Source organism: Priestia sp. FSL P4-0332, from assembly GCF_038005845.1.
Taxonomy (GTDB): domain Bacteria; phylum Bacillota; class Bacilli; order Bacillales; family Bacillaceae_H; genus Priestia.
The window spans coordinates 2075918-2101606 of the sequence record NZ_JBBOUA010000001.1 but is presented as its reverse complement, the minus strand read 5'-3'; the positions used below and the strand labels follow the sequence as shown (position 1 = coordinate 2101606).

The 25689-nt window shown below is 37.2% G+C and carries 24 protein-coding genes and 1 pseudogene; 7 read left to right on the top strand and 18 right to left on the bottom strand.

Translation table 11 applies throughout. The annotated features are described in order from the left end of the window. Positions 1-190: 190 nt before the first annotated feature. Both MKY06_RS10575 and MKY06_RS10570 read left to right on the top strand, forming a co-directional pair. On the top strand, positions 191-1216 hold the full coding sequence (locus tag MKY06_RS10575) for an LLM class flavin-dependent oxidoreductase (RefSeq protein ID WP_013056764.1): 1026 nt from the start codon (positions 191-193) through the stop codon (positions 1214-1216). Positions 1217-1694: 478 nt separating this feature from the next. Next, the gene (locus MKY06_RS10570) at positions 1695-2516 is read left to right on the top strand and encodes a Cof-type HAD-IIB family hydrolase (RefSeq protein WP_098287447.1); all 822 of its coding nucleotides are present in this window, start codon (positions 1695-1697) and stop codon (positions 2514-2516) included. A 48-nt stretch (positions 2517-2564) separates the two neighbouring features. On the opposite strand, the gene MKY06_RS10565 is transcribed toward MKY06_RS10570, so the two are convergent. Together MKY06_RS10565 and MKY06_RS10560 are read right to left on the bottom strand one after the other, a co-directional pair. Further along, a complete protein-coding gene (locus tag MKY06_RS10565; RefSeq protein WP_340960666.1) occupies positions 2565-3908 on the bottom strand; it encodes a 2-hydroxycarboxylate transporter family protein in 1344 nt (447 codons plus the stop codon). A 143-nt stretch (positions 3909-4051) separates the two neighbouring features. After that, positions 4052-5761 carry an NAD-dependent malic enzyme gene (locus tag MKY06_RS10560; RefSeq protein WP_061859735.1) on the bottom strand — a complete coding sequence of 570 codons (1710 nt, stop codon included), beginning with the start codon at positions 5759-5761 and terminating at the stop codon, positions 4052-4054. Between the two features lie 498 nt (positions 5762-6259). Here MKY06_RS10560 and MKY06_RS10555 point away from each other — a divergent pair, with 498 nt between their 5' ends. Beyond that, complete coding sequence (locus MKY06_RS10555) at positions 6260-6664, top strand: hypothetical protein (RefSeq protein WP_013056760.1); 405 nt, start codon at positions 6260-6262, stop codon at positions 6662-6664. Positions 6665-6691: 27 nt separating this feature from the next. Here the strand turns inward: MKY06_RS10555 and MKY06_RS10550 are convergent, their stop codons facing one another. The 9 genes and pseudogenes from MKY06_RS10550 to MKY06_RS10515 form a co-directional block, all read right to left on the bottom strand. Next, entirely contained in the window at positions 6692-8182 is a 1491-nt protein-coding gene (locus tag MKY06_RS10550; protein ID WP_013056759.1) for a peptide MFS transporter, read from the bottom strand. A 528-nt stretch (positions 8183-8710) separates the two neighbouring features. After that, the gene (locus tag MKY06_RS10545; RefSeq protein WP_063671430.1) at positions 8711-10075 is read right to left on the bottom strand and encodes an allantoinase; all 1365 of its coding nucleotides are present in this window, start codon (positions 10073-10075) and stop codon (positions 8711-8713) included. Positions 10076-10454: 379 nt separating this feature from the next. Continuing rightward, positions 10455-11882 carry a sensor histidine kinase gene (locus MKY06_RS10540; protein WP_013056757.1) on the bottom strand — a complete coding sequence of 476 codons (1428 nt, stop codon included), beginning with the start codon at positions 11880-11882 and terminating at the stop codon, positions 10455-10457. Continuing rightward, positions 11872-12546, bottom strand: a complete 675-nt coding sequence (locus tag MKY06_RS10535) for a response regulator transcription factor (protein ID WP_013056756.1) — start codon at positions 12544-12546, stop codon at positions 11872-11874. The genes MKY06_RS10540 and MKY06_RS10535 overlap by 11 nt, the downstream gene beginning before the upstream one ends. A 175-nt stretch (positions 12547-12721) precedes the next feature. Continuing rightward, the gene (locus MKY06_RS10530) at positions 12722-12880 is read right to left on the bottom strand and encodes a hypothetical protein (RefSeq protein ID WP_014460408.1); all 159 of its coding nucleotides are present in this window, start codon (positions 12878-12880) and stop codon (positions 12722-12724) included. A gap of 30 nt (positions 12881-12910) precedes the next feature. Continuing rightward, the gene (locus MKY06_RS10525) at positions 12911-13786 is read right to left on the bottom strand and encodes a peptidylprolyl isomerase (RefSeq protein WP_013056755.1); all 876 of its coding nucleotides are present in this window, start codon (positions 13784-13786) and stop codon (positions 12911-12913) included. A gap of 25 nt (positions 13787-13811) precedes the next feature. Continuing rightward, positions 13812-14606 (bottom strand): acyltransferase family protein, encoded by a 795-nt coding sequence (locus MKY06_RS10520; protein WP_255294382.1) that lies wholly within the window; start codon positions 14604-14606, stop codon positions 13812-13814. Positions 14607-14641: 35 nt separating this feature from the next. Then, a pseudogene (locus MKY06_RS30720) lies at positions 14642-14812 on the bottom strand (acyltransferase family protein); the annotation flags it as partial. Between the two features lie 296 nt (positions 14813-15108). Next, entirely contained in the window at positions 15109-16521 is a 1413-nt protein-coding gene (locus MKY06_RS10515) for an amino acid permease (protein WP_029321393.1), read from the bottom strand. 362 nt (positions 16522-16883) lie between these two features. Here MKY06_RS10515 and MKY06_RS10510 point away from each other — a divergent pair, with 362 nt between their 5' ends. Next, a complete protein-coding gene (locus MKY06_RS10510; RefSeq protein WP_013056752.1) occupies positions 16884-17537 on the top strand; it encodes a GntR family transcriptional regulator in 654 nt (217 codons plus the stop codon). 177 nt (positions 17538-17714) lie between these two features. Here the strand turns inward: MKY06_RS10510 and nhaC are convergent, their stop codons facing one another. Beyond that, on the bottom strand, positions 17715-19121 hold the full coding sequence (gene nhaC, locus MKY06_RS10505; RefSeq protein WP_029321389.1) for a Na+/H+ antiporter NhaC: 1407 nt from the start codon (positions 19119-19121) through the stop codon (positions 17715-17717). Between the two features lie 328 nt (positions 19122-19449). Between nhaC and msrA the strand changes: the two genes are divergently transcribed. Further along, positions 19450-20355: a peptide-methionine (S)-S-oxide reductase MsrA gene (msrA, locus tag MKY06_RS10500; RefSeq protein WP_081113323.1), complete on the top strand. Its 906-nt coding sequence runs from the start codon at positions 19450-19452 to the stop codon at positions 20353-20355. A gap of 3 nt (positions 20356-20358) precedes the next feature. On the opposite strand, the gene MKY06_RS10495 is transcribed toward msrA, so the two are convergent. After that, positions 20359-21054, bottom strand: coding sequence for a YqjF family protein (locus MKY06_RS10495; protein ID WP_013056749.1), 696 nt, complete (start codon positions 21052-21054; stop codon positions 20359-20361). Positions 21055-21073: 19 nt separating this feature from the next. Beyond that, positions 21074-22027, bottom strand: a complete 954-nt coding sequence (locus MKY06_RS10490; protein ID WP_061859737.1) for an NAD(P)/FAD-dependent oxidoreductase — start codon at positions 22025-22027, stop codon at positions 21074-21076. Positions 22028-22226: 199 nt separating this feature from the next. Between MKY06_RS10490 and MKY06_RS10485 the strand changes: the two genes are divergently transcribed. Next, entirely contained in the window at positions 22227-22559 is a 333-nt protein-coding gene (locus MKY06_RS10485; protein ID WP_013056747.1) for a hypothetical protein, read from the top strand. A gap of 35 nt (positions 22560-22594) precedes the next feature. Here MKY06_RS10485 and motB read toward each other — a convergent pair whose 3' ends face one another. The 3 genes from motB to MKY06_RS10470 all read right to left on the bottom strand — a co-directional run bounded on the left by motB (position 22595) and on the right by MKY06_RS10470 (position 24488). Next, a complete protein-coding gene (motB, locus tag MKY06_RS10480) occupies positions 22595-23428 on the bottom strand; it encodes a flagellar motor protein MotB (protein WP_013056746.1) in 834 nt (277 codons plus the stop codon). Beyond that, the gene (gene motA, locus MKY06_RS10475) at positions 23421-24215 is read right to left on the bottom strand and encodes a flagellar motor stator protein MotA (RefSeq protein ID WP_013056745.1); all 795 of its coding nucleotides are present in this window, start codon (positions 24213-24215) and stop codon (positions 23421-23423) included. Before motA ends, motB begins: the two co-directional genes overlap by 8 nt. A gap of 129 nt (positions 24216-24344) precedes the next feature. Beyond that, positions 24345-24488 (bottom strand): hypothetical protein, encoded by a 144-nt coding sequence (locus tag MKY06_RS10470; RefSeq protein WP_014460421.1) that lies wholly within the window; start codon positions 24486-24488, stop codon positions 24345-24347. A gap of 140 nt (positions 24489-24628) precedes the next feature. Here MKY06_RS10470 and MKY06_RS10465 point away from each other — a divergent pair, with 140 nt between their 5' ends. Then, positions 24629-24907, top strand: coding sequence for a hypothetical protein (locus tag MKY06_RS10465; protein WP_029321381.1), 279 nt, complete (start codon positions 24629-24631; stop codon positions 24905-24907). Positions 24908-24920: 13 nt separating this feature from the next. Here MKY06_RS10465 and MKY06_RS10460 read toward each other — a convergent pair whose 3' ends face one another. Next, positions 24921-25580, bottom strand: coding sequence for an elongation factor G (locus tag MKY06_RS10460; RefSeq protein WP_013056744.1), 660 nt, complete (start codon positions 25578-25580; stop codon positions 24921-24923). Between the last annotated feature and the right edge of the window lie 109 nt (positions 25581-25689).

Sequence of the window (25689 nt, the reverse complement as noted above, 5' to 3'; positions counted from 1 at the left end):
CTTATTTATCCAAGTTGTTTTATCGGCTTTTCTGTTTGATGATTCAACTATATAGCCTCAAAATAGCAAAGTCAACTTATTTTTTTAAAAATATTTTTCTTTTAAAAAACTCTTTTCATTTGGAAAATCCTTTGCTAAAATAAATCCCAATTATTCTTACCTTTTTTATCAACTTTAAGGAGTGTTTTCAGTGAAATTAAGTATTTTAGATCAAAGCCCACGTTATGAGGGTGAGCGTGCTGAAGATGCATTTCAGCATACCATTCAATTAGCTCAGCTAGCAGAAGAACTTGGTTACCATCGCTTTTGGGTAGCCGAGCATCACGACTCTGAACATGTTGTAGGATCATCACCTGAAGTGTTAATTTCTCACCTGCTCGCTAAAACGCATCATATCCGTATTGGTTCAGGGGGCGTTATGCTTCAGCATTACAGCCCTTATAAAGTAGCAGAAAATTTTAATGTTTTAGCCTCATTATCTCCAAATCGCATCGATCTTGGAATCGGTAGAGCACCAGGAGGACTACCTCATTCTACTCAAGCCTTACAACAAAACTCTCAGCCCACTAAGTCCTTAACAGACAAACTGATAGAACTTAAACAATACCTAAACGATACGCTGCCGGAAGATCACCCTCTTTACGGTTTAAAAGCCTATCCAAGGCCGGAAAAAGCAGCAGATATGTTTTTACTGGGAGCAAGTGCTTCAAGCGCAGAGCTTGCGGGTTCATTAAACCTTCCTTATGTATTTGCTCAATTCATTAATGGTGATCAAAAAGTGCTAGAAGAAGCGATTTCTGTCTATAATCAGCACGTTTCATCTCGCGCACGCTCGCTTGTCGTTGCCCTTTCCGTCATCGTAGCGGATACCGTAGAAGAAGCAAAAGCATTAGCATCCAGCACAAAAATATTTAAAGTATACTTACAAAATGGTAAGTCCGCTACATTAGGCTCCAAAGAAAAAGCGGAAGAATTTGGTCAGCAGTCCAAAGAAAGCTATCAAATTGAAGAAAAAGAAGCCAACGTCATATACGGTACAAAAGAAACCGTTCGTCAAAAGCTTAAAGCTTTGAAGCAGTCATTTTCTATTGATGAATTTATTATTCTTACTGCTATTCAAGATTTTGAACAAAAAAAGCGGTCTTATACGCTCTTAAAAGAAGCTTTCAGTGAAGGAGATGCTCAGAAAACTAATCACACTTTAGCTGCTTACTAATCTAGAAGCTGGGACAAATAAATTTTAGTTGAAGTAAAACGCGAACTAATAATCAAAATTTCCGATTATTAGTTCGTGTTTTTTTATCATTAAAATGGACGTAGCTTTCATGTGTTTAGTTGCTTCTAGCTGGTGGTTGGAGGACAAGACAGAGACTCCTGCAGGAAAAGCCGAAGGGATGAGACCCCGCAGGAGCGTATGCGACGAGGAGGCTCATCCCCCGCGGAAAGCGAAGTCTTGCACGGAAATCAACAGCGGTGTAACAAGTCATCCATACTAGATCATTTATCTCATTTGTTCGTCTATAGATCCGAGTGATTTCGTTATATCTCAATTTCTTTGTTTCATCTACTTACGAGGAGTTCAAACAAAGTATACGCATGCTTCTTTTTTTCAAAAAATCATTAAATTGAATCGAACGTTTTTTTATAGTACCATATGAAGATATGAGTCTAGTAAAAGAAGGGAATTTACACATATGCCTTACAAAATGATTGTTTTAGATTTGGATGATACACTATTATGCGATGATCACACTATTTCTCCGCGCACGAAAGAAGCATTAATGAACGCGCAAGAATCAGGAGTAAAAGTTGTACTTGCTTCTGGACGACCAACTTACGGAATGGTTCACATTGCGAAAGAGCTAGAATTAGAAAAGTACGGAAGCTTTATTTTATCGTTTAACGGGGCAAAAATTATTAATTGCTTAACAAATGAAGAGCTATTTAGCAGCACATTATCTCCGAGAACCGTTGCACGTCTCAACGATATTAGCCGCGAAGAAGGCGTTTTAATTCATACGTACGTTGGAGATGAAATTATAACAGAAGTAGAAAATAAATTTACGGATATTGAAAGTGACATTACAGGTCTGCCGATCCGTGTTGTTTCATCTTTTACTGATGCCGTTACAGAACCTGTTGTAAAAGTACTTATGCTTGCAGAACCGGAAATGCTGGTTCACGTTGAAAAGAAACTTCAAAAGCAGCTTCAAGGAGAGCTAAGCGTAATGCGCTCTAAACCATACTTCCTTGAATTTACAGAAGAAGGCGTCACAAAAGGGACAAGTCTCCACTTATTAATTCAACAGCTTGGCATTACACGCGATGAAGTGATCGCCATTGGCGACAGTTATAATGATCTTGCCATGATTGAATTTGCTGGACTTGGCGTAGCAATGGGAAATGCTCCTGAAGATATTAAAGAAAAAGCCAACCACGTAACAGATACAAACATGAACGACGGTGTGGCAAAAGTTGTGGAAGAATTTATCTTAAAATCCGTTAGCGTTTCATAAGACAAAAAAAGCAGCTCGTACGAACCGAGCTGCTTTTTTGTTCTGATTTTATACTCCTAAAAGTTTCATAAGAAGCGTAGCTAAAATAACAGTAGAAGCGCCTCCAAGTCTTGTTGCTACTTGAGCAAATGGCATAAGTGACATACGGTTGGAAGCTGATAAAATCGCTACATCTCCCGTACCTCCTAAACCGCTGTGACAGCCGGTTACAATGGCAGCATCCACTGGATGCATTTTCATCATTTTACCTACAAAATAACCCGTTGCTACCATAGCAATAACAACTTCAGCACATACAACTACATAGCCTGGTGTAACAATTTTCACTACATCTTCAAGAGGAATATACAAAATTCCTAGCCCCACCATTAACGGCCATGTTAAGCTCGTAGAAATGAATTTGTACATATGGTAAGCACCTTGCTCCATCTTAGCAGGCATTACTTGTAAACATTTGACTAGCGTTGCCGCTACGATCATTAAGACTGGACCTGGAATTCCTAAAAACTTATGTGCTAAGCCTCCGAAAATAAAGAAACTACATGCAATTAAAAGGCCTGCACCCATTAACGAAAAATCTACTGGCTTATTGATGTTTGTTTCTTCTGAAATTCCATCTCCACCTTTTGTCTTTACAAGAACTCCGTTACCTGTTAATTCTGGCTTTTTCTCTCCAAGACGTTTCATTAAGCCGGCACACACAATCGCAACGATGTTTCCAATAACAGCAGCTGGAATCATTTGCGACACAAAAGATTCTGCTGAACTACCTAAAATTTGAGAATAAGCAAGCGAAAGCGGTAAAATACCTTCACCAATCCCTCCTCCAATGATTGGTACAACAATGTAGAAAAATGTATGTTTTGCTCCGTAACCAAATAACGTCCCAACAGCTACCCCTGCAGCTACAGCGGCTAGCGTACCTAATACAAGCGGTACAAACATACGTGTAAACCCTTGAATTAAAACTTTGCGGTTCATACCAAGGATACTTCCGGCTACTAAACAAGAAATATAAAGGTATAAAAAGTTTGATGTTTTCATCAAAGTTGTTACCGCTTCCATAGATGCGGGATTTAAAACATTATAAAAAACTAATACGGAAGGTACAAGCAGCGATAAAATAGCTGGTCCGCCAATATCTTTTAAAATCGGAATTTTTAATCCTAAATCACCAAGCAGCATTCCCATTACCATAATAATTGCAAATCCGCCAATCATATCTGGAGGAAGCTCGTTGTAAACGGCCGCGCCATATACAATTAAGGCAAGTAACACATATAGCGGCAGAGGAATAACTCCTACTTTAATATTGTTGATGCGCTTCCAAAATCCTTTGTTTTTAGGCTGTGAATCTTGAGTAAACGTTTCCAATTTACGTGCTGTATTCATGTCATAACCCCCTGTGGTTCTAATATAGAGAATCATACACAAGTTTAAAAAAACTATATACGTTATGTAACTTAAGAATTCTTTTTGTAACTAAAAAAAGCACAGCTTCTTTTTTGAGAAGCTGTGCTTTTTCTATCTAAAAATTAAGCATTTACTATTTCTAAAGCTTTAATTTCTTTGTATGTTGGTTCCCACATTGCTGCTTTCACTGCTGCTTTAACGTCTGATGGAACTTCTTTTGCAACTCCATCTTTAATCGCTGCGTTAGCAACTGCTAAAGCAACGTTATATGATACTTCACGTAATTCTTCTACGCGCGGTAGTAATGAAGCACCTGGTTTGCTGCTGTCTACCATCTCAGCTACAGCGTGTGCACATGCTGCGAACATGCTGTCTGTAATAACTTCTGCTTTTACCACGATTGATCCAAGACCAAGACCTGGGAAAACAAAAGCATTATTAGATTGACCAATTTCATATTCTACACCATCGTATTTAACTGGTTCAAATGGACTACCAGTTGCTACAAGTGCTTTTCCTTCTGTCCAATTTAATAAGTTTTCAGGAGTAGCTTCCGCAAGCGGAGTTGGATTTGACATTGGTAAAATAGCTGGGCGTTCTACATGCTTCGCCATTTCTTTTACGATTTCTTCTGAGAATGCGCCTGCTACACCAGACGTACCAATTAAGATTGTTGGCTTAACTTGTCTGACAACTTCTAAAAGAGAAATTTTGTCTTCTTCACGGTTCCAGTCCTTCACTTCTTCTGCTTTTCGTGCATAAGGCGTTTGGAAACCTAATAAGTCGTCCATGTCATCTGTTAAAAGGCCTCGGAAATCAACTGCCCAGAAGTTTTTGTATGCTGCTTCTTCTGTAATACCGTCTAATACCATCGCGTCACGAACTTGGTCTGCAATACCGATACCTGCTGTACCCGGTCCAAAGATTAAAACGCGGTGGTCACGAAGTGGCATTTTAGACACTTGAACTGCTGAGAAAATAGCGGCAAGCGTTACAGCACCTGTTCCTTGGATATCATCATTAAACGTTAGAATTTCTTTTCCGTACTTGTTAATAATGTTACGAGCATTTACATTACCGAAATCTTCCCAGTGTAACAGTGCATTAGGGAATATTTCAAGAGATTTTGAAATGAATTGATCTACGAAATGATCATAACGCTCACCGCGGATACGTTCATGACGGTTTCCGATATATAAAGGATCATTTAATAATTTTTCGTTGTTTGTTCCTACATCAAGAACAACTGGAAGTACTCTGCTTGGGTCGATTCCTGCTGCAGCTGTGTATACGGCTAATTTACCGATAGCAATATTAATACCGCCAACGCCCCAGTCACCAATTCCTAAAATACTTTCTGAATCTGTAATAACCATTAAATCAATGTCTTCACTATTTGCATCGATATTTTTAAGGGCTTCTTCAATGCCTTCTACATTATCGATTGACAAGTATACGCCACCCGGACGGCGATATTCATGGCTGTATTCTTGGATTGCTTGTCCAACTGTTGGTGTATAAACAACTGGAAGCATTTCTTTTAAGTGATCTTGCAATAAACGATAGAATAATACAGCATTACGGTTCTGTAAATCGTTTAAATACACATTCTTGCCAAGGTTATCTGCCTGAGCTAAAAATTGCTCATATGCACGTTTTGCCTGCTCATCTAAAGTTAAAGTCATTGGAGGAAGTAAACCTTCTAATCCTAACGTTTTACGCTCTTCTTTTGTAAAAGCTACTCCTTTGTTTAACATTGGAGCTCCTAAAATTTCTTTCCCACGTAAAGTCGTTTCAATTGTTTCATTATCTGCAAAAAATACGTTGCGCATACGACTATCTTCCTTTCTGTAGACTTGTATGACAAGCATACAAGTTGGTTAGATTTAAGTAATTAATACCTTATATGGATATTACTCATATTATTCAAATGTCCGTTAACTTTTTATGAATAGCTTGCTAATTCATTTGACAATAGTATATTTTATGCCTATCTATTTCTGCTGTCAACTATTTTAGTAGAGCAATTTTTTAGTTATAAAGAGGTGGAAATTTCTGAATTTAATATCTTTTATCAATTTTCTTTTTATATAGGTACTAAGAACCCTCTTTATTCTATTCATCTCTTTTTAAAAGTCAAAATAATCCTTTAATATGGAAAAAATGTTTAATTATAAAAAATTTATTTTGAAATAATTTTAATTTAACTATAAAAGAATATTTTTTATTTTTTTGTCTATGCTGATTAGTGAATTACTATGAATATTTTTTCCTTTCTATCTATACATATAAACTACATAGTTCTTTTTTATAATAATGGAGGTTATTGTATGTTAAAACCAGATACAGCTATTATTTTTGGATTTCTTATCGAAGAAGCGGCCAGTCGATTAGACGATCAAGAGATTAAAGAAATTGCGGCTAAAGAGCTAGAAAATGGAGAATTGGTGTTTGAAGAAGCGAGTTATTTTTATAAACGCTTTTTTATCCCTGCTTCCTCTGAATTAAGACAAGCTCTTCGCCGAGAGGTCTTATCGCTTCATTTAACATTAAATCAAATCAAAAATGCTCATGGCAACGGATCTATGTCTAAGATTGCTCATATGCATCAAATTATTGCAGAAACTGAAAAATCAACAAACGAACTTAACAGACTTTTAAATCTTGCGTTCTATGAGGGTGAGGACGATCAGACCTACGCCTCCTTCATGAATATTTTTTCAAATAAATCATAAAAAAACCGTCCTTAAGGACGGTTTTTCTTATTGAACACCTTTCATTAAACGCTGAATTTTTGGAGAAATCATTAGCACAATTAGACCTAAAATGACCGAAACTCCGCCCAATGCAGCAAAATAAACAACTTGCGAAATGTTTTCATAGTATTGAACAAGCTGAGCATTGATTGCCTGCGCCGCTGCGCTTGTTAGGAACCATAAACTCATCGTCTGAGCAGAAAACGCTGCAGGTGCTAGTTTTGTTGTAGTTGATAACCCTACTGGTGATAAACAAAGCTCTCCAACTACAACTAAGAAGAAGCTTAGCACTAGCCATAGCGGGCTCGCTAACGTTTCATTTCCATGAATGCTAGCCGGGATAACCATGACAAGGAAAGAAAGCCCTGCAAATAAAAGTCCTAATGAAAACTTCTTTGGTGTAGAAGGCTGTCTGTTTCCTAATTTTACCCAAACCGCTGCAAAAACTGGCGCAAATATAATAATGAATAGGGGATTTAACGATTGGAACCAGCCAACTGGAATTTTAAAACCACCATACGTTAGCTGCGTATGATCTTTTGCATACGTTGCTAAAATTGTTGACCCCTGCTCTTGAATCGCCCAGAACATTACTCCAGAGATAAAAAGAGGAATGTACGCTAATACGCGTGAACGCTCATCAGCTGTTGTCTTGGGGCTCTTATACATAACAACAAAGTAAATAATAGGAATAACAATCGCTAAAATACTTACAAATAAAATAACGCCTTCAACAGTTAAAATGCCCGCTAAAGAAGTCAGTACAATAAAGATTGCAAGTACAACTACAGCAAGTGCAATGGTACCAAAAACTTTTTTGCGTTCTTCTGGTTTTAAAGGGTTTGGAACTTGTCTGCCTGCACGACCTAGGTTTTTGCCTCGTGTAGCCATAAATACGATTAGACCTAAAAGCATTCCTACTGCCGCGATTCCAAAACCTAAGTGGTAGTTATACTTTTCACCTATTGTTGAAACAACTAGCGGCGCGATAAATGCTCCGGCATTTACACCCATATAGAAGATACTAAATCCAGCATCTCGACGGTTATCAGTAGGGCTATACATATCACCCACAACGCTTGAAACGTTTGGTTTTAATAAACCTGTTCCGATGATAATTAAGAACATTGAAATAAACAGCGCGGTTACACCTGCTGGCAACGCAAGCACTAGATGTCCGAGCATAATAAATATACCACCGTAAAACACCGTATTAGACGTACCTAAAATGCGGTCTGCAATCCAACCGCCAATAATTCCAGACATATAAACAAGGGAACCATAAATAGAAAAGATCGCTAAAGCGGTTCCTTGTTCCATTCCTAATCCACCGTTTGCAATTGTATCGTACATGTACAATACAAGTAGCGCACGCATTCCATAGTATGAAAAACGCTCCCAGAATTCTGTAAAGAACAAGGTAAATAACCCTTTAGGATGTCCGAAGAATCCTTTTTGAGGAACTGTTTCATACACTTTTTCTCTCTCTACCGACATATTCCTTAACCTCTCTTTCAACCGTAAACCATCATAGACAAAACTGTCAAAAAATTATGATGATATAAAAAAATAGAAACAAGAAAATTTTATTCTTATAAAATGATTCTGTCAATATCAGAATTTTACAATGAGTGCATAAAATACGGTTTTCCATTATAAAATTGCACCTATAAAAAGCTTTAAATCAAGATTTCTTTTCTTAAAATATCTTTTTGAAATTTTTTTTATACAAAACCCTTGATTACAAAGCATCTGATTATCTACTTTTCATACAACCAGATAATATTTTTCTTTTTGGAAATTTTTTCTCCATATTAAAAAAGAAGCTTTATTATTTTTTTATTATGCTTCCCTCAACCAAAAATATATTTTTTCAGAATAATAAAAACCTCTTTAGAAATGTCTCTTTTGTTATAGTAGATACTCATTCTTCTCCTATGTATTACCTTTAATATAAGTCATCCTCATTTTTTTATGTAAAAAAAGAGATAAAAGGTTTATTTTTTATCTCTTTTTTCACTGTACCTACAATTTTACGTATTCACCGTTTACCATTTGTCCTTTGTGAAGAGGAAACACACCTTCTTCTTTATTGTATACAATCGTTCCTCTATTAATAGTGGTTAAAATAACGCTATTAAATACCGTTCCTTCATATATACTGTGCTTATGTTTGAAAACCATTCCTTCTTTTGTCACTTTTTCAGTTTGATCCAGATCAACGATAACCAAATCCGCATCCGACCCTAGCAAAATGCTTCCTTTTTTAGGATATAAACCGAATCGTTTAGCTGGATTGGTTGATACAAGCTTTGAAATGTGAGAAAGAGAAATCCCTCTAGTGATGGCTCCCTCACTAATCATTGCTTGCAAAGAGTACTGACCGCCTGATATTCCACCCCAAACTTTAAATAAATCATTCTGATGAGCTGTTTTTAACTCAATTGGACAAGGAGAATGATCCGAAGAAATCATATCTACCTCCTCTGATTGAATACAAGCCCATAATTTTTCTTTTTGACTCCTGCTGCGAAGAGGAGGTGCACACTTAGCCGTTACGCCAATTTCTTCAAAGTCTTCCTCTGTAAAAAGTAAATAATGCGGACAAGTTTCCAGCGTAACGTTCATTCCATTCTTCTTTGCTTCCGTAATAAGCTGCACTGCTTCATAGCTGCTAATGTGCACAAAGTGAAGTGGACATCCCGTTTCTTCACCGTACTCAAGCGCTTGCTTTACTGCGTTTACTTCTGCTATAACCGGTCGCGTTTCTAAATAATCTTTAATAGCAGTTTGCTTTTGCTTCTGTTTAGCCTGTTCAAGCTTTTGTATTAAGTCATTTCTTTCAGCATGCAGGGCAAGCACTTTATTTAGTTTTGCAATCTCTTTCATTCCTTCGTATAATGTGAGGTCATCTGAGAAATCAAATTCAGAACCGGCTTCTGACATAAATGCTTTAAAACCTATTACACCCGAATGAGCCATTTTGGCTAATTCTTCTTTATTACCAGGAACCACCCCTCCCCATAGACCATAATCTACTACTGACTTTTGATCAGCCAGCTTTTTCTTTTCCCACAGCGCTGCTTCTGTTACGGTAGGAGGAACGCCGTTTAAAGGCATATCAAAATATGTAGTGCAGCCTCCCGCAGCCATAGATGCTGAACCGTAGTCAAACCCTTCCCAATGGTCTCGGCTCGGTTCATCAAAATGCACGTGAATATCAATCATTCCAGGCAGAACATATTTGCCTTTAGCATCTACGTATTTTTTTGCTGGTGTGCTAACACCTTGCACTATTTCTGCAATCTTTCCTTTTTTAATCCCTATATCCGCTTTTACTATTTCGTCTTCTAATACGACCGAACCATCCCGAATAATTAAATCGTACATGTTATCAAACTCCCCTTTATTTAACTACTCCATCTTCTTATTAAACGAAGCAGTCTGCTATTGTTCTATCATGCACTGTTTCCTTTAAAAAGTCTTTATCCTTGTAAAGAAACCTGACACATAGACTGGTTATTACGCTAGTAAATATAACTGAATTATCTGATTTTTACACTCACCATTTTGTCTAAACTTTTCTTTTTTATTTGGTCACTTTCACTAACTAAAAAGAGATTAAGACATAACCAAATCAACAGCTAGAAGCAACTACATACATGAAATCTACGTTCACCCTAAACATAAAAAAACCGAACGAGTTTGATTCCCCATTAAGAATCAACTCGTTCGAATCTTCTTTCAACTAATTTTTTCACAGTCTCTTTTAACTCTTTTTCACTTTTTGTGACATTGGCAACCTTACTGTAAATGTACTTCCTTTTTCTTGTTCACTTTCTACGTCAATTTTCCCTTTATGTGTTTCTACGATCCATTTAGCGATTGCTAAGCCTAGCCCATGACCTCCCATTTGACGAGATCGCGATTTGTCAGCACGATAAAAGCGGTCAAAAATCCGATCCTTTTCATCTGGATGGATCCCAACGCCCGTATCACGTACTTTTAATATACATTCACTTCCATGCTGAACTACTTGAATGTTTACACTTCCATGAGGAGTCGTATATTTAATCGCATTGTCTAACAAAATGTAAATCAGCTGAGTTAGACGCTCTTGATCTCCAGTTACTACTAATTTTTCCGGCGTATCCAGCTGCAAATCAATATGTTTAGAAATCGCTAGGGTTTCAACGGATTCCATTACCTTTTGCACCGCGTCTGTAATATCAAAGGGCATCATTGCTTTTTCTACTTTATTAGAGTCTGAGCGTGCAAGCGTAAGCAAATCACTGACGAGACTCGTCATGCGCTTCACTTCAGCTTTCATATTATTGATTAATTTTTTAGAAAAAGGATCTTCTGTTACTTCCTCCTGCATTTCTAAAGCGTTGATAGAAGAAAGCATAACGCTAAGCGGCGTTCTTAACTCATGGGATGCATCCGCCACAAACTCTTTTTGCTTTTGGAAAGCTGTTTCAATTGGAACCATGGCCCGTTTTGACATTAAGCGGCTAATATAAATGGCTACTCCTACAAACAGTACGGTAAGGCTTAACATAATAATAAGGAGCCACTTTAACAGCTGATAAAGAAATGAAACGTCTTTTCCAATATAAAGCATCCCTAAAAATTGACCTTTATAAAAAATAGGTTCACCCGCCATCATCAAATCAATATCTATTTTGCCTTCCCCGTTTTGCCCTTTTACTCCTTCAATGTGTTCGAAACTAGGACGCGGGGCTTTTATTCGTTCTTTCCTCACTTCATTTTCAATAGGGATCCACCCATCAATTAAATCTAATAAGTTAGAGCGAAGCCGCTCGCTCGCTTCGTTTCCCATAATAAGGTCCCCTTCAGGACTGATTACATAATAAAAAAATTGATCTTCACCAGCTACGACAATGTTTTTGTACTCTTCTTTTGACTGTTGATTGGAGCTGTTTATCGCTTGTTTAATTAAGATGCTTTGGACAATTCGGGACTCTTGCTTTAGCATGCTATTTAAGTTTTGCTGCTGACTATTGGATACAACCACATATACCAATGCATAAACAATAAACACGAATAATAGCAAAAACAGCATTAGTAATGCGCTATATCGGAATGTTAAACGATTTTGCGTCTGGCTGAATAAATCTTGCTTTACTTTTTGTTTTACTTTCTGTTTAGCTCTTGTAAGGAGTTTAGCTTTCAATTTTGTAGCCTACTCCGCGAATGCTTTGAATAAGATCCTGTTTGTTAAATTTCTCTAGTTTTTTTCGCAAAAGTTTAACCGTCGCATCAATCGTTTTAATGGAAACATCTGATTCATATCCCCATACCCGGTCTAAAATAATATCTCGAGAAAGAACTTGTCCTTTGTTTTTCACTAAAAAATCTAGGAGTTGAAATTCACGAGGACTTAATTGAATAAACTCCTCGTCAAACTGTACGGTTTGACTTGCTCTTTTTAATATCATGCTGGCAATCTCTACTTCTTCTTCTAAAATCGGTGCATAATTACGACGAGACAAAGCACGAAGCCTTGCAAGCAGCTCGTCAATTTCAAATGGCTTAATAACGTAATCATCCGCTCCCGCATCTAAGCCTTGTATACGATCTTGAACCGCATCTTTTGCTGTTAACATAAGAATAGCTCCGGCGTATCCTTCTTTTCTTAGACGTTTACATACATCGATTCCGTCGCCATTGGGCATCATCCAGTCAAGAATTAACACATCATAATGCGCTTCAGATGCATAATCATATGCATCATTCCCTTCCGTCACCCATTCGACGTTATAGCCTCCTTTTTTCTTTAGCATATAACTAACTAATTCACCTAGCTGCAAATCATCTTCTGCTAGCAGTACATTCATTCCGCGTAACTCCTTCCTTCGATACATTTCGCTGCATCCTTTTGTTTACTTTATTATACAAAAAGAATCAGCAGAAACAAGCTGCCTCTACTGATCTCTTTTCATTTTAAATTCCCTTAGCTATACTCAGCAGGGGCGTAAACTGCTGTTCAGCAGTTTGCGTCTTTTGTACTCTTTATGAATGCCTAACGATTTGATTTGAATATGAAGGATTTGATCCATTAACAGTTTCTGTGACCTTTACAACACGCCGGCATATCTCAGCTCGTACACCTCTATGCTTCAATTGCTCGACGATTTTTTCTAACTTACTATAAGACGCTGTTTGTTTCATATCCATCCCCTCATTTCGTTAAGGTATTATTTATGAATCAAGTTTGTTTGTAATATCATACTTTTTCTTTAGCTTTTGTAACCATGTTGGATACTCTGTTTGGTATTTTTGATCAAGCAGCGTTTGCTTGATTTTTGCTTTACTATTTTCATATGTTGCTTTTTGCGCTTCTTTTTTGCCTGTTACTTTAATAATGTGATAACCGTATTCTGTTTTAACTGGATCACTTACTTCATTTACCTTCATTGAAAATGCTTTGTTGGCAAAAGCTTCGACCATATCACCTTTTTTGAAATATCCAAGGTCTCCGCCATTTGATTTAGAAGCTGTATCTGTTGAGTATTCTTTTGCTAACTTCGCAAAATCTTCTCCTTTATCAAGCTTTGCCTTTACTTCTTTCGCTGTTTTTTCGTCTGCTACTAAGATATGACTAGCTTTCACCTGTGCTTCTGTAGCTAGTGAATCTTTATTTTGATTAAAGTACGATTTCATTTCACTATCTTTAATATTAATAGTCGACTCGACCATTTTTTTTGCTTCAATATTCGTCTTTAAATCTTTTTTCAGCTCTGACAATTTTACACCGCTAGATGCTAATGCTTGATTTAATGCATCTTCTCCTCCGTACTGACTTTTAAGGTTTTCTAATTCAGCATTAATTTCTTTATCGGTTACTTTAATATTTTGTTTAGCTGCTTCTTTTGAAATAACTTTTTGTTCAATCAGTGAATCAAGGACACTTGATCCTCCTTGAGCAAGAAGAGCATCGTACAGCTGATCTTTTGTGATTTTTTCATCACCAACGGTAGCAACCACCTTTGATTTATTCATTGCTACGGCACCAATAGCTACTGCAGCAATAATCACAACGGCTGCAATAATTATAATTATTTTGTTTTTAGACATCGTTAAACTCCTTTTCCATTTCTCATTACTTACCTAAACTTAAACTTTTGCGCCTTGGTAACGGTTTAAGCTCAATTAAAGGTCTTGCAATAGTAGATACGTATTTACTCGACAACAACCACGCCACTCCACAAGCTCCAATTAGAAGAATACTGTATCCTTGTACACTTTCTATCCAGTCTCCAAAAGAAGATAGGCGGATATATTTAATCAGAAACCCATGTAGCAGATATACATAAAAGGTTTGAGCACCTCGAGATGTAAAGGACATCGTTTGTGTAGGGATCAAAGCTAGAAAGGAAATCGTCATTGCTAAGCTGATGCTATAAAATAGCGTACGAATGGTCATTCCCTCTAATTGATTTACACCTAAAGAGGCATAAGATTTTGAACCAAATAACCACTCTTTCTCAAAATCCGGTGCTATATACTGAATCCATAGAGCAATAATCAGCAAAGTGCCTCCAGCTACTTTTTTGCAAGAAACAGACGTCAACTTTTTAAAATGTTCTTTTTTCATATAAAATCCTGCTAAGAAGAAGGGAAAGAACACAAAGGTTCTAGAAAGGCTTAACGTTGTTTCCAGCTGTTCACATAAGCCAATCATAATTCCTAAAACTGCCGCAACGGCTAAAGGATATTTGATTTTTGTAAAAATGAACAACATGGCGTTCCAACAAAATAAACTCAACAAAAACCATAGCGACCAAGCTGGCTGAAACACTGAAACTTCGAATGTGGATTCATCATACAGTTTATAGTCGTATACCGCATAGATAAGTTGAAAAATAATATAAGGAAGTAATACTTTCTTCGCCATCTTCCACATATATCCTTTTTTCGGTATCCCTTTGCAAAATAGCCGCTTATTAAAATAAACGCTGGCATATGAAAGGTGTAAATAAATATGTAGAGCGTTCGTAGCCACTGTTCATCATTGATGAAGGGAGTTAACAAATGGCCAAACACTACTAATACAATTAAGATAAATTTTACATTATCAAAATACGCATCCCGCTTAGCCATTTGACCTCCTCCTTTCTTTCGCGTTCTACGGATCTGTACGACGTGCTGCTGCGAATATCTTTTCTTTACATTCCTTACTATACATAGTGAAAATGAAAAAACAGTGAAAACCTTGCTTATTTCTATTTTTAAATAAGGCGCGGCTAAATAAGTTTGACAAATGGCGCCTCTTTCTCTACTATATAGATACGCACCCTATCCAATTCAATTTCGCTTGTTGCGGGACACTTAACCAGTACGGATGGATAGGGTGTTTTTGTATGCAAAAAAAGCAGAAGACCTAGGTCTTCTGCTTTTTATTTTGCTATAGGCTGACTTTCGTTTTTTCTGTTTCCTTTTTTATTTTTCAAATAATAAAACAAGTAACAAAAAAGGACAAATGGGATACCGCAGTATAATGCGATACGCTGACTCTCATCAAAAGCCAGTCCTACACAAGCAGCAAAGCATAAAACAAACGCTAAAATAGGTACAAGAGGATATAAAGGAGCTTTGTAAACAAGCTTCGATACATCATTCCCTTCTTTAATATAGCGTCTTCTGAACATAAAGTGAGAAGCCGCAATAGCCATCCATACAGCTACAACCGCAAATCCAGAAATAGAAACTAATACTAAGTAAACAGTTGTTGGTGCAACTACGCTTGACAGCAAGGACAGACATGCCACTCCCATGCTGATAAGTAACGAATTAAATGGAACTCCTTTAGACGTTACTTTCCCTAACCAAGTGCTGACCATTTTTTGATCAGATAATGACCATAGCATTCTCGAACATGCGTATAATCCTGCATTAGCGTTTGATAATAAAGCTGTTAAAATAACCAAGTTCATGATATCTGCTGCGTAAGGAATACCTATTTGATCGAATACCGTTACAAAAGGACTTTCTAACACTCCTGCTTGTTTCCATGAAATCAATCCAGATAGTACAAACATGGCGCCAATAAAAAAGAAGAACGTACGCCAAATGATATTTTTAATTGCGCGAGGTATGTTCTTTTCCGGATCCTCTGTTTCCCCCGCCGTAATACCAATTAATTCTGTTCCCGAAAAAGCAAAGCTAACAGAAACCATCGTAATTAATACAGGCATAAGTCCATTTGGAAATAAACCGCCCTCTCCTGTAAAATGAGAAAGCATCGGCGCTTTTTCATGACCGCTAAGAGGAATGAATCCAAACATCGCTGCTGCGCCTAAAATAATAAATACAATAATCGTTAATACTTTAATACTTGAAAACCAAAATTCTGTTTCGCCGAAAAAACGTACAGATGTTGCATTTAAACCAAATAATAAAAGGGCAAACAGCGCGCTCCATATCCAAACCGAAACGTCAGGAAACCATCTTTGCATAAGCAATCCAGACGCTGTAAACTCCGAACCGACAGATACCACCCAAGTCAGCCAGTAGAGCCAGCCAACCGCAAAACCAGTTCCCGGCCCGATAAACTTCGTAGCGTATACTTGAAATGATCCTGACACAGGCATTGCTACGCTTAGTTCCCCTAGACATATCATGACTAAATACATAATTAATCCACCGATTAAATAAGCAAGGAGTGTTCCCCCAGGACCTGCTGCATTAATTGTGTAGCCTGAATTAAGAAACAGCCCCGTACCGATAACACCACCAAGAGAAATCATAAATAAATGACGGCTTTTCATTTTTCTTTGTAACTGATTCATAGATGTTGTATTCTCTCCCATTATGTACCTCCTTTTTGTAGTAAACCCATCAAAAAACTTGGTTTATTTACATATTCTCTATAGTCTCTTCTCTGCAGGAGTAGGCTCTATTTCTTCGATATGTACGAATTTTGTATATTGTATACAATATACACTTCTTAAATCTTTTTACGATTATATCATTTTTCAGATTTTTTACAACAATGAATAGTAAAAAATATTTCAATAATTCTATTTTTTATATTCTAACTAAGATTAAATGAAGTGATATGATATGATTATTTTTACACCTGTACGTTCTTTCATGCTATTTTTATACTTTTTCATCACCATGACATGAAGAGAAAGAACGGCTGATGCGATATTTATTTTAGGGGGAAACAATGAACAAGGGGCCTATGATTTATCATTCATTAAAAGATCATGTATATAACTACATAGCAAGTCAAATTCAAGACGGTACACTGCTGCCTAACGACAAAATAAATGAAGCCAGTATTTGTTCTCAGCTGAATGTCAGCCGAACGCCTGTGAGAGAAGCGCTTATTAAACTGGCTTCAGACAATCTATTAGAATACAGACCGCGCAGAGGGTTTACTGTAAAGGAAATTGACACACCAAAAAAACTAGAAGTATTTGAAATCGTCGGTGCTTTAGATGGTCTTGCAGCTGCGCTGTCGATTGATCACTTAACGGAAGAAGATTTTACGAAGATGGATGAGCTTATTAAAAAAATCGATGTTTCGATTGAATTAGAAAATTATCAGGATTATCAAAAATATCAAACGTATTTTCATCGAGTATATTTGAACCGATGCGGTAATGTGACCTTAAAAGAACAGCTTATGTCTTTGCAAGACGGATTCATCAGACAAACGTACTTTAGCAATGACAATAAAGAGCTATACGCCATTTTACATGTGATGAATGAGCATCACCGCCATATTCTAAAACTTCTGAAGCAGAAAAAAAAGGCGGATGTTCAGCTTTACCTTCAAAATGTCCACTGGAACATCGAATATCCAGAAATGATTTGATCAAAGAGCTCTAGACATAACTAAATCAATCCAATCAACAGCTAGAAGCAACGAAATACATGAAACCTACGTTTATCATACCAATAAAAAAATCCGAACGAAGTTGATTCTCCATCAAGAATCTCAATTCATCGTTCGGATCTTCTTTCAACTAACATACTGTTGTCTCAGCCTCTTTTATTTCGCTATAGAAGAACGCTGTTTTTCTTCGGTTACGTACCAAATGAATTTCCCTGTATATCCGTAAATAATCGCCAAAATAATAGAGACAAAGCTTAGCCACATAAACGGCAGATAAGCGAATGTAGAAATCCCAAGCGTTGTAGCTAGAAATACACCGTTGTCCGTCCACGGAACCATCCCTGAAGTTAAGGTTCCCCCTACTTCCGAGTTACGGGCAAGCACTAGACGCTGTATTCTTAACTTGTCATAACTTTTCTCCATAATTTTCGGTGTTAAAATTAATGAAACATACATTGCACAACCAAATATATTCCCTAATAACCCAACGAAAATAGTAGAAGCCGTAACGTTTCCTGAATTGACAAGAATTTTTTCGAATTTAGATAACAGGACTTCTAAGACGCCGAGCTCATCTAATAACCCGCCAAAGCCTAGTCCAAAAATAATGACAATAATGGAACCGACCATGCTTAAAATTCCGCCACGATTTAACAGCTCACTTAAAAATGTGTTGTCGGTATTAATTTTAAACCCTTCATAAGCCGTATTAAATGCGCTCGCCACATCCATATGTTGAAAGACAACTGCCCATATAATTCCTAATAATGAGCCAATCGCAATTGCTGGAAGAGAAGGTTTCTTGAATGCTAAAAGGACAATGACAGCCAAAGCCGGAATCAGCATCCACCCGCTGATATGGAATGTATCCAACAGCGAAGATTTTAATCCTTCTACCCGTCCAGCATCAAAATCTTTTCCTCCATACATAAACCCTGTTACCGTAAATAATACTGCCGTAATGAGGTAAGCAGGAATATCCAACACTAACATTGCTTTTACGTGATCAATAACGTTCACTCGAGCCATTGACGCAGATAAAATGGTACTGTCAGAAAGAGGAGAAAGCTTGTCTCCAAAATAAGCTCCTGAAATCACAGCTCCAGCTACTAAAGCGAGCGGCATGCCTAAGCCTTGTCCGATTCCCATCATTGCGATTCCAGCTGTACCAACCGTTCCCCAAGATGTTCCTGTTGAAATCGAGGTAATAGAGCAAATGATAAGTGTAGCAAGTAAAAAGAATGTTGGATTAATAAACTCTAATCCAAAATAAATAAGAGAAGGAACAACTCCTCCGGCAATCCATGTTCCAATTAACGTACCGACGGCTAATAAAATTAAAATAGCTTCTAAGCCGTTTGATATTCCTCTTGTAATGGCCCCTTGCAGCTGATTATACGTATACCCAAGTCGTACTCCTAGCGCCATAACAATAAACCATGAAATAAATAAAGCGAGCTGAATAGGTAAATCAAAAACAGTTGCAAATGAAATAACAACTGCTAAAAATAAAGCAAGCACAATCATTATTTCCCACATAGCTGGTAAACGGGTTGTGTTCAAACTAGCTCCTCCTAAACTGGTATGTAGATTCTGGAATGTGGTATCGTTTAAGAGTAAAACGTCCTTATTCTATTCTTTAATTGTTCCTCTTACTGCTTGAACCTATGTACTTCTTTGAATGCTTAAACAATAAACTGCATCTTTTTAAGAACATAAAATAAGGATACTCGTGTAAACAATAAGCCATTTTTCTTTTATCCAGTGGTCATAATACCACAAGAGCGTGCTTTCTTACAAGACTAGTTATAAAGCGCTTTCTGTTTATTTATACATTTTAATACATAAATATATTTTTATTTATTTCATTCAACGAAAAGAGGTAAGTAACGTGAAAGAATATGCAACATTTGCGGGAGGATGCTTTTGGTGCATGGTCGCTCCTTTTGATCAGCTTCCAGGAATCAGCAGTATCCGCTCGGGCTACGCTAAAGATGAACAAATCACTTCTGAAGCTAAACAGGAAAGCGAATACGTAGAAGCAGTACAAATTGTATGGGATCCTTCTCATATTATGTTTGAAGAACTGCTTAACCTGTATTGGCAGCAAATTGACCCTACGGATTCTGGCGGACAGTTTTCAGACCGCGGACCGGCATATCGAGCCATTATTTTTTATCACAATGAAAAACAAAAAGAAGCGGCTTTCGATTCTAAAAAAAAGCTAGCCCAAAGCGGACGCTTTAAGCATCCTATCGTCACACCTATTTTACCTTTTTCTTTTTTTTATGAAGCAGAAGAGCAGCAGCAGGATTATTATCGAAAAAACACATTTCACTATAAATTATACAAAGAAGGCTCGGGGCGAACTGATTTTCTGGCACAGCATTGGCCAAAGGACCGCTCCTATCTAAAAAAGGTCCTAACGCCCATGCAATATTTTGTTACGCAGGAAAACGGAACCGAACCTCCTTTTACAAATTTATATTGGAATAACAAAAAACAAGGAATTTACGTTGATCTTCTAACGGGAGAAGCACTGTTTAAAACGTCAGATCAACTCCCTTCCCATACAGGGTGGCCGGTTTTTAAACGCCCTATTTTATACGGAAATATAAAAAAAGTTCCGATGCAGCATGAAACAGCACTAAAAAGCAAAGAAGGAAATAACTATTTGGGTTTACTATTAACCGAAGAAAACAGCGAATACTATCAAGTAAATTCCGCGGCTTTGCGCTTCATTCCAACAGAGAAGCTTAAAAAAGAAGGGTATGAAGACTTTTTAATTTTGTTTTGATACTTATACTTTTTTAAAAGGATAAAAATAAGCCGTGACTTGATTTGCATAGTGCACAATTAAATCGCGATTGTCCGCGGGACGCAAAAAAGGCGGAGTAATAGAATCATCTCTTATTTCACACTCCCCTTTTTGCAGCTCCCAAGGATCATGATAAAGGTCTCCTCTGTAGACATTTCCTTGATGAGTGGTAAATAAGCAGTAGCGCTCTGTAAGCCAATGAGCTAATTCTCCTTTTCTACTGCGATAGGACGGAGAAATACCTCTATATGTAAGCTTTACTCGCTCTTTTTTTGAGTCTCTGTGCGTTCGAACTGACTGAAAAGAAATATGGTTCTGAGTTTTGTTGAATGTCATAGTAGCGTGGTAATAAGGCAAATGAAAAAACTGACGAGCAATCCATACCCCTAGCGGATTGCTTGCGTCTAAACTAAAAAAATAAACGCCTTTTTCCCCTTTATATGTAACATATGTACGCACATTCAGCTCATATAGCCGTGAAAAGATGGGAACTGCGGGCGTTCCTTTGAATCGAATGTCTGTCATCGTAAAAGGCACAAGTGCAATCCATCCTTGACCATCATAGGTGTCAGGCTCTAACTGACTAGGCAATAAAGAAGCCAAAAATGTCGGATCTACAGGCCAATGAATAAACAGCAAATCTTTCCACGTTTGTTTCATTATCCAATTATTTTTCACTTCTTGGTCCCTCCTTTTTCTAGATGTTCTTTCCCATTAATTCAGCGGCTGCCGATTTCCCTGACAAATATGCGCTCTCTAACCGTGAGTGATTTGTTTCGTCTTCCCTTCTTAAAAAAGCATCTCCTGCCACCAGTAGCGACGGCATAATTTTAGCAAAGGGCTGATGAAGAACTTGTTCAACCTCTGCATAGCGCCATTTCTTTAACTGAATGCTTTTAATATGATTTGCACCTATCCATTCTTTTATTTCATTTTTTATCGCCCGCAGCAGCTCATGTTCATGTTCATCAAAATGTTTTTCTGACCAGTCTTTATTCATATATATGCTAAGAACGGGCGTCTTTGATATTCCTTTTTGCTCATGATTAACGATTCTTTGGATTGTGCTAGAAGGATTCGTGATTTGACCATGATCACCATACAGCATCTCTGTGTAAAGCTCCACGATAGCAACCAAGCAGGGACTAAATTTCAGTGTATTAAGAATTGATTGGTCCGTTTGCAGCTTACTATTATTAAGTACCTCAATAACCTGAGGAGACGGAGGCGTAAGAATGATATCAGTCGCTTCAAAAATCTCATTTTCTTCTGTATACAGCTGATACCTTCCGTTTTGAAAATCAATGGCTTGAACTTTTCGATTCACGTATACGCGTAGATCTTCAGCTAAATATTTAGCTAGCGCATTCATGCCATTCATACTTTGATACCGAGGGTGATGGTCACCAAACCACTTCTTAACCTTTCTATCAGCTATCCATTTATTTACGTCTTGTTGAAATTCATCGGATCTCACTGTAAAAAATTGAGCTCCGTGATCTGCTTTTCCATCTCCTACTCTTCGGGTAGCCATTCGTCCCCCTACACTTTTACCCTTATCAAGAAGAAAGACCTCTATTCCTTCTTTTTGTAATTCAGCCGCTGCTGTAAGGCCCGTCATTCCAGCACCTACTATTCCTACTCGTCTCATTTTTTCCTCCTTATTTAACGCATTTACTTACAGTATAAAAAAAGCGGAATGATTGAGCTAATTTAAACTGTCTTTTTCATTTAACTGCGTTTCTGCTTGTCTCAAAAAAATAGTCTACGATTCCATTCAGCTGAGTATACTTGTTGTATACAAATATATCTTTACCTGCTAGCACGTCTATAGATAGGAGGACTGTCACATGATGCTCTATGATATTAAGCACAAAGTATATTACGAAGTATTTAATACAGCTCGCCCTAAAATGAAGGACGCTCACCAAGGACGAAGCTGGGGATATGTTTATAAAAATCTCAATGGACAACCTACAAAGTTTTGGATTGATTTTACGCACGGACGGTTTATGTACTTTCAAGTTGAAGACAAGTGGTATCGCGTGCAATATTTGCAGTCCAATGATAAGAAAAAAACAGCGGATGTCTTTAAAGGCGCTCTCATTGACTTGATTTTAGATGGAATGGATCTCAAGTTAGTACGAGGAAACTTTGAAAAGAGAAGACTCTTAGCTTTATAACACATAGAAAAACAGCCGTAAAAGCAGGACTGCTTTTACGGCTGTTTAATTGTACGAGGAGTAATCAATATTTCAACCCTCCTATTTTTCGCTTGTCCCTCTGCTGTATTGTTAGATGTCACCGGTTTGAACTCTCCAAATCCTTTTGCACTGAACATGCTTGGATTAAGCTTATCGTTTTTTAAGATAACTTTCATAAAGTTAACTGCTCTCATCACGCTTAACTCCCAGTTGGATTCAAAACCAGCGTTGCGAATAGGTACGTTATCGGTGTGACCGCTAATAATAATATTACGAGGAGGATCAATCACCAAAAGCTCTGAAATATCATTTGCGATTTTTGTATCTTCACTCCGAACTTGTGCTCTTCCCGAATCAAACAATACATTGTCTCGAATGGAAATTAAGAGACCTTCCTCGGTTAGCGAAGTCTGTAATTGATTTGTTAAGTTTTTCTTTTTAATATACGCATTAATTTTAGATTGAATTTGCTGAAGCTCTTCTTGATCAGCTTCTCGAATGGTTTGCTCCTTTTGTTCGCTCGTCAACGATTGTGAAGAAGCAGGAGACTGATTGGGGGCTGTCTCCACTTCATTTGTTTTTTCCGTACTTTTAGCTGCAGGAGTATTTGAAGGCTGAACCGCTTCTTCAGATTCCTGCAGAGATTGAAATTCCATCACGCCCGTTCCTCCAACGAACGCTTCATTAAATGCGCGAGAAAGGTTCTTAAATTTCTGCGCATCCACTGAGCTCATTGCAAACAATACAATGAATAAAGCAAGTAAAAGTGTAAGCAAATCTGAGTAAGGAAGCAGCCAGCTTTCGTCAACATGGTCCTCTTCATGCTTTCGTTTTCTGCGTCTACTCATTTATGCCCACTTCACTTTCTTGAAGAAGCTTTTTACGTTCCGCTGTTGGCAAATAAGAAGCCAGCTTTTGCTCAATTACTTTTGGTGTTTCTCCTTCTAAAAGTGAAAGCACTCCTTCGATCATCATATACTTTACCTTTACTTCATGTTTCGATTTACGCTTTAGTTTATTTGCAAACGGATGCCATAGTACATACCCAGTAAAAATACCAAGAAGCGTAGCAACAAACGCCGCGCTGATCGCATGTCCTAGCGTATCTGTATCTTCCATGTTCCCAAGCGCAGCAATTAACCCTATAACAGCTCCAAGTACACCCAGAGTTGGAGCATATGTACCTGCTAAAGCGAAAATACTTGCACCCGTTTGATGTCTTTCTTCCATAGCATCAATTTCTTCAGACAACACGTCTCGTATATAATCCGCACTTTGACCATCAATAGCTAAATTCAAACCATTTTTTAAGAAAGGGTCATCTACATCAATAATTTGGGCTTCAAGTGATAGTAACCCTTCTTTTCGAACAACTTGTCCCCATTCAGAAAACATGGATACTAAATCAACGGGCTGCAGCATTTTTTGTTCTTTAAACAGGACACCAAACAGTTTTGGGACTCTCTTGATTTCATTTGAAGGAAATGCAATCACTACTGCTCCGACGGTTCCGACAATAATAATTAAAATAGCAGCCGGATTTCCTAACACAGATGGATTAACCCCTTTGAAAAACATGCCTACAATAAGAGAGGCTATTCCTAAAATAAGTCCAATAAAAGATGTTTTATCCATATGTAATTCTCCTATCCTTAACTTCCTGTTCTTTCTTTTTGTGTATTTTATCCTCATCTTTTATTTCGACTATTTCATAGAATTTTTAAGCTTTTTATGAATCATATTTACAATTACAGCTTTTCTCTATTATAAAAACACTTTTTTTAACTTTTCATAAAGAATATCTGAAGGTCCAGCTATAATCGCTACAATTTGATTTTCCACATAAATAGCAGCCGTCATCTTATTATCAATATCAGCTAAAATTGCAAATCCGACGTTAATGTTCAACTTTACTCACCTCTATCACGTTCTTGTTTATCCGACATATAAAAAGAACAGTCTTACCATTTATTTTTCCGTCTTTTATTGACATTTGTAAATTTTATATTAAGATTATGTAAATGAGTTGACAAAATGGAGGTGATATCATGCTACTAGAAAAATACTGTAAAGACACTGATTTAATGATTATCCAGTTTACAATCGAACTAACAAAAGACATTCACGCTAAAATCTCCGCACGTACTTTATTTTATGAAGAACAGGTGATACGTTATGCTAATAAAAGAATACGTTCTTTCTTACATCCTCTTTCTCTTAAACATACGCTAAAATTTGTCTATCAATCTGAAATACTACAAACCATTCTATTCAAATTAAAACCAACTTTTGAGCAGCAGCATGTATTGCGCTGTATTTCATCTTAAAAAGGAGTTTCCTTTAGCGGAAACTCCTTTTTGATTTGATTCTACGATATAGACGATATGCTTTTCTGATAACGTTTAAAAGCGGGTACGGCAAGCGGATATGGTACTTATCAATAAACGGATAAAAGGTGTAATAAGCTTTTACAAGGTCTGTCCATTTTTTATCAATACCTTCTTTATAAAAGTCAGAGATATCCACCACATACCCTCGTCCATCTTTCATCATGACATTTTTACCATGCACATCATATGGGTTTAAACCCTGGCTTCTTGCATAGTCCAAAGCTTTATTCACATCTTTTATGACTTGTTCTGGAATCTTTATGCCCCGCTGGACGGCATCATACAGTGTAACGCCTGTAAGCCTTTTTAAAATCAAGTACGTCTTTCCCTCATGAAAAAGTTGAGAATAAGCTGGGTGAACGCCCAGCTTTCTATACACTTGCGCTTCTTTTTTTACACCATAAATTTCTCTTCCGTATACTTTCACGACAAATTCAGGATAATTTTCGTGCGTAAACACACCGGCATAGTTTCCTTTACCAATAAGTACCCACTCTTTTGTTTTGTTCGTAACTTCAACTGGATCATAGTCACTTTCACTTTGAATCGTAACTTGCGTTAGTAATGATGTTTCAACTAGCGACACCAACTGTTTAATTATTTTATCCATAGTCCCCTCTAAAAATCCTTCAGTAATCTCTATCAAATATTACCCTATGATAAATCTCAATGCAGGATGTGTCAATAAATTGACAGCCTGATATAAAGAGGGAAAGTAT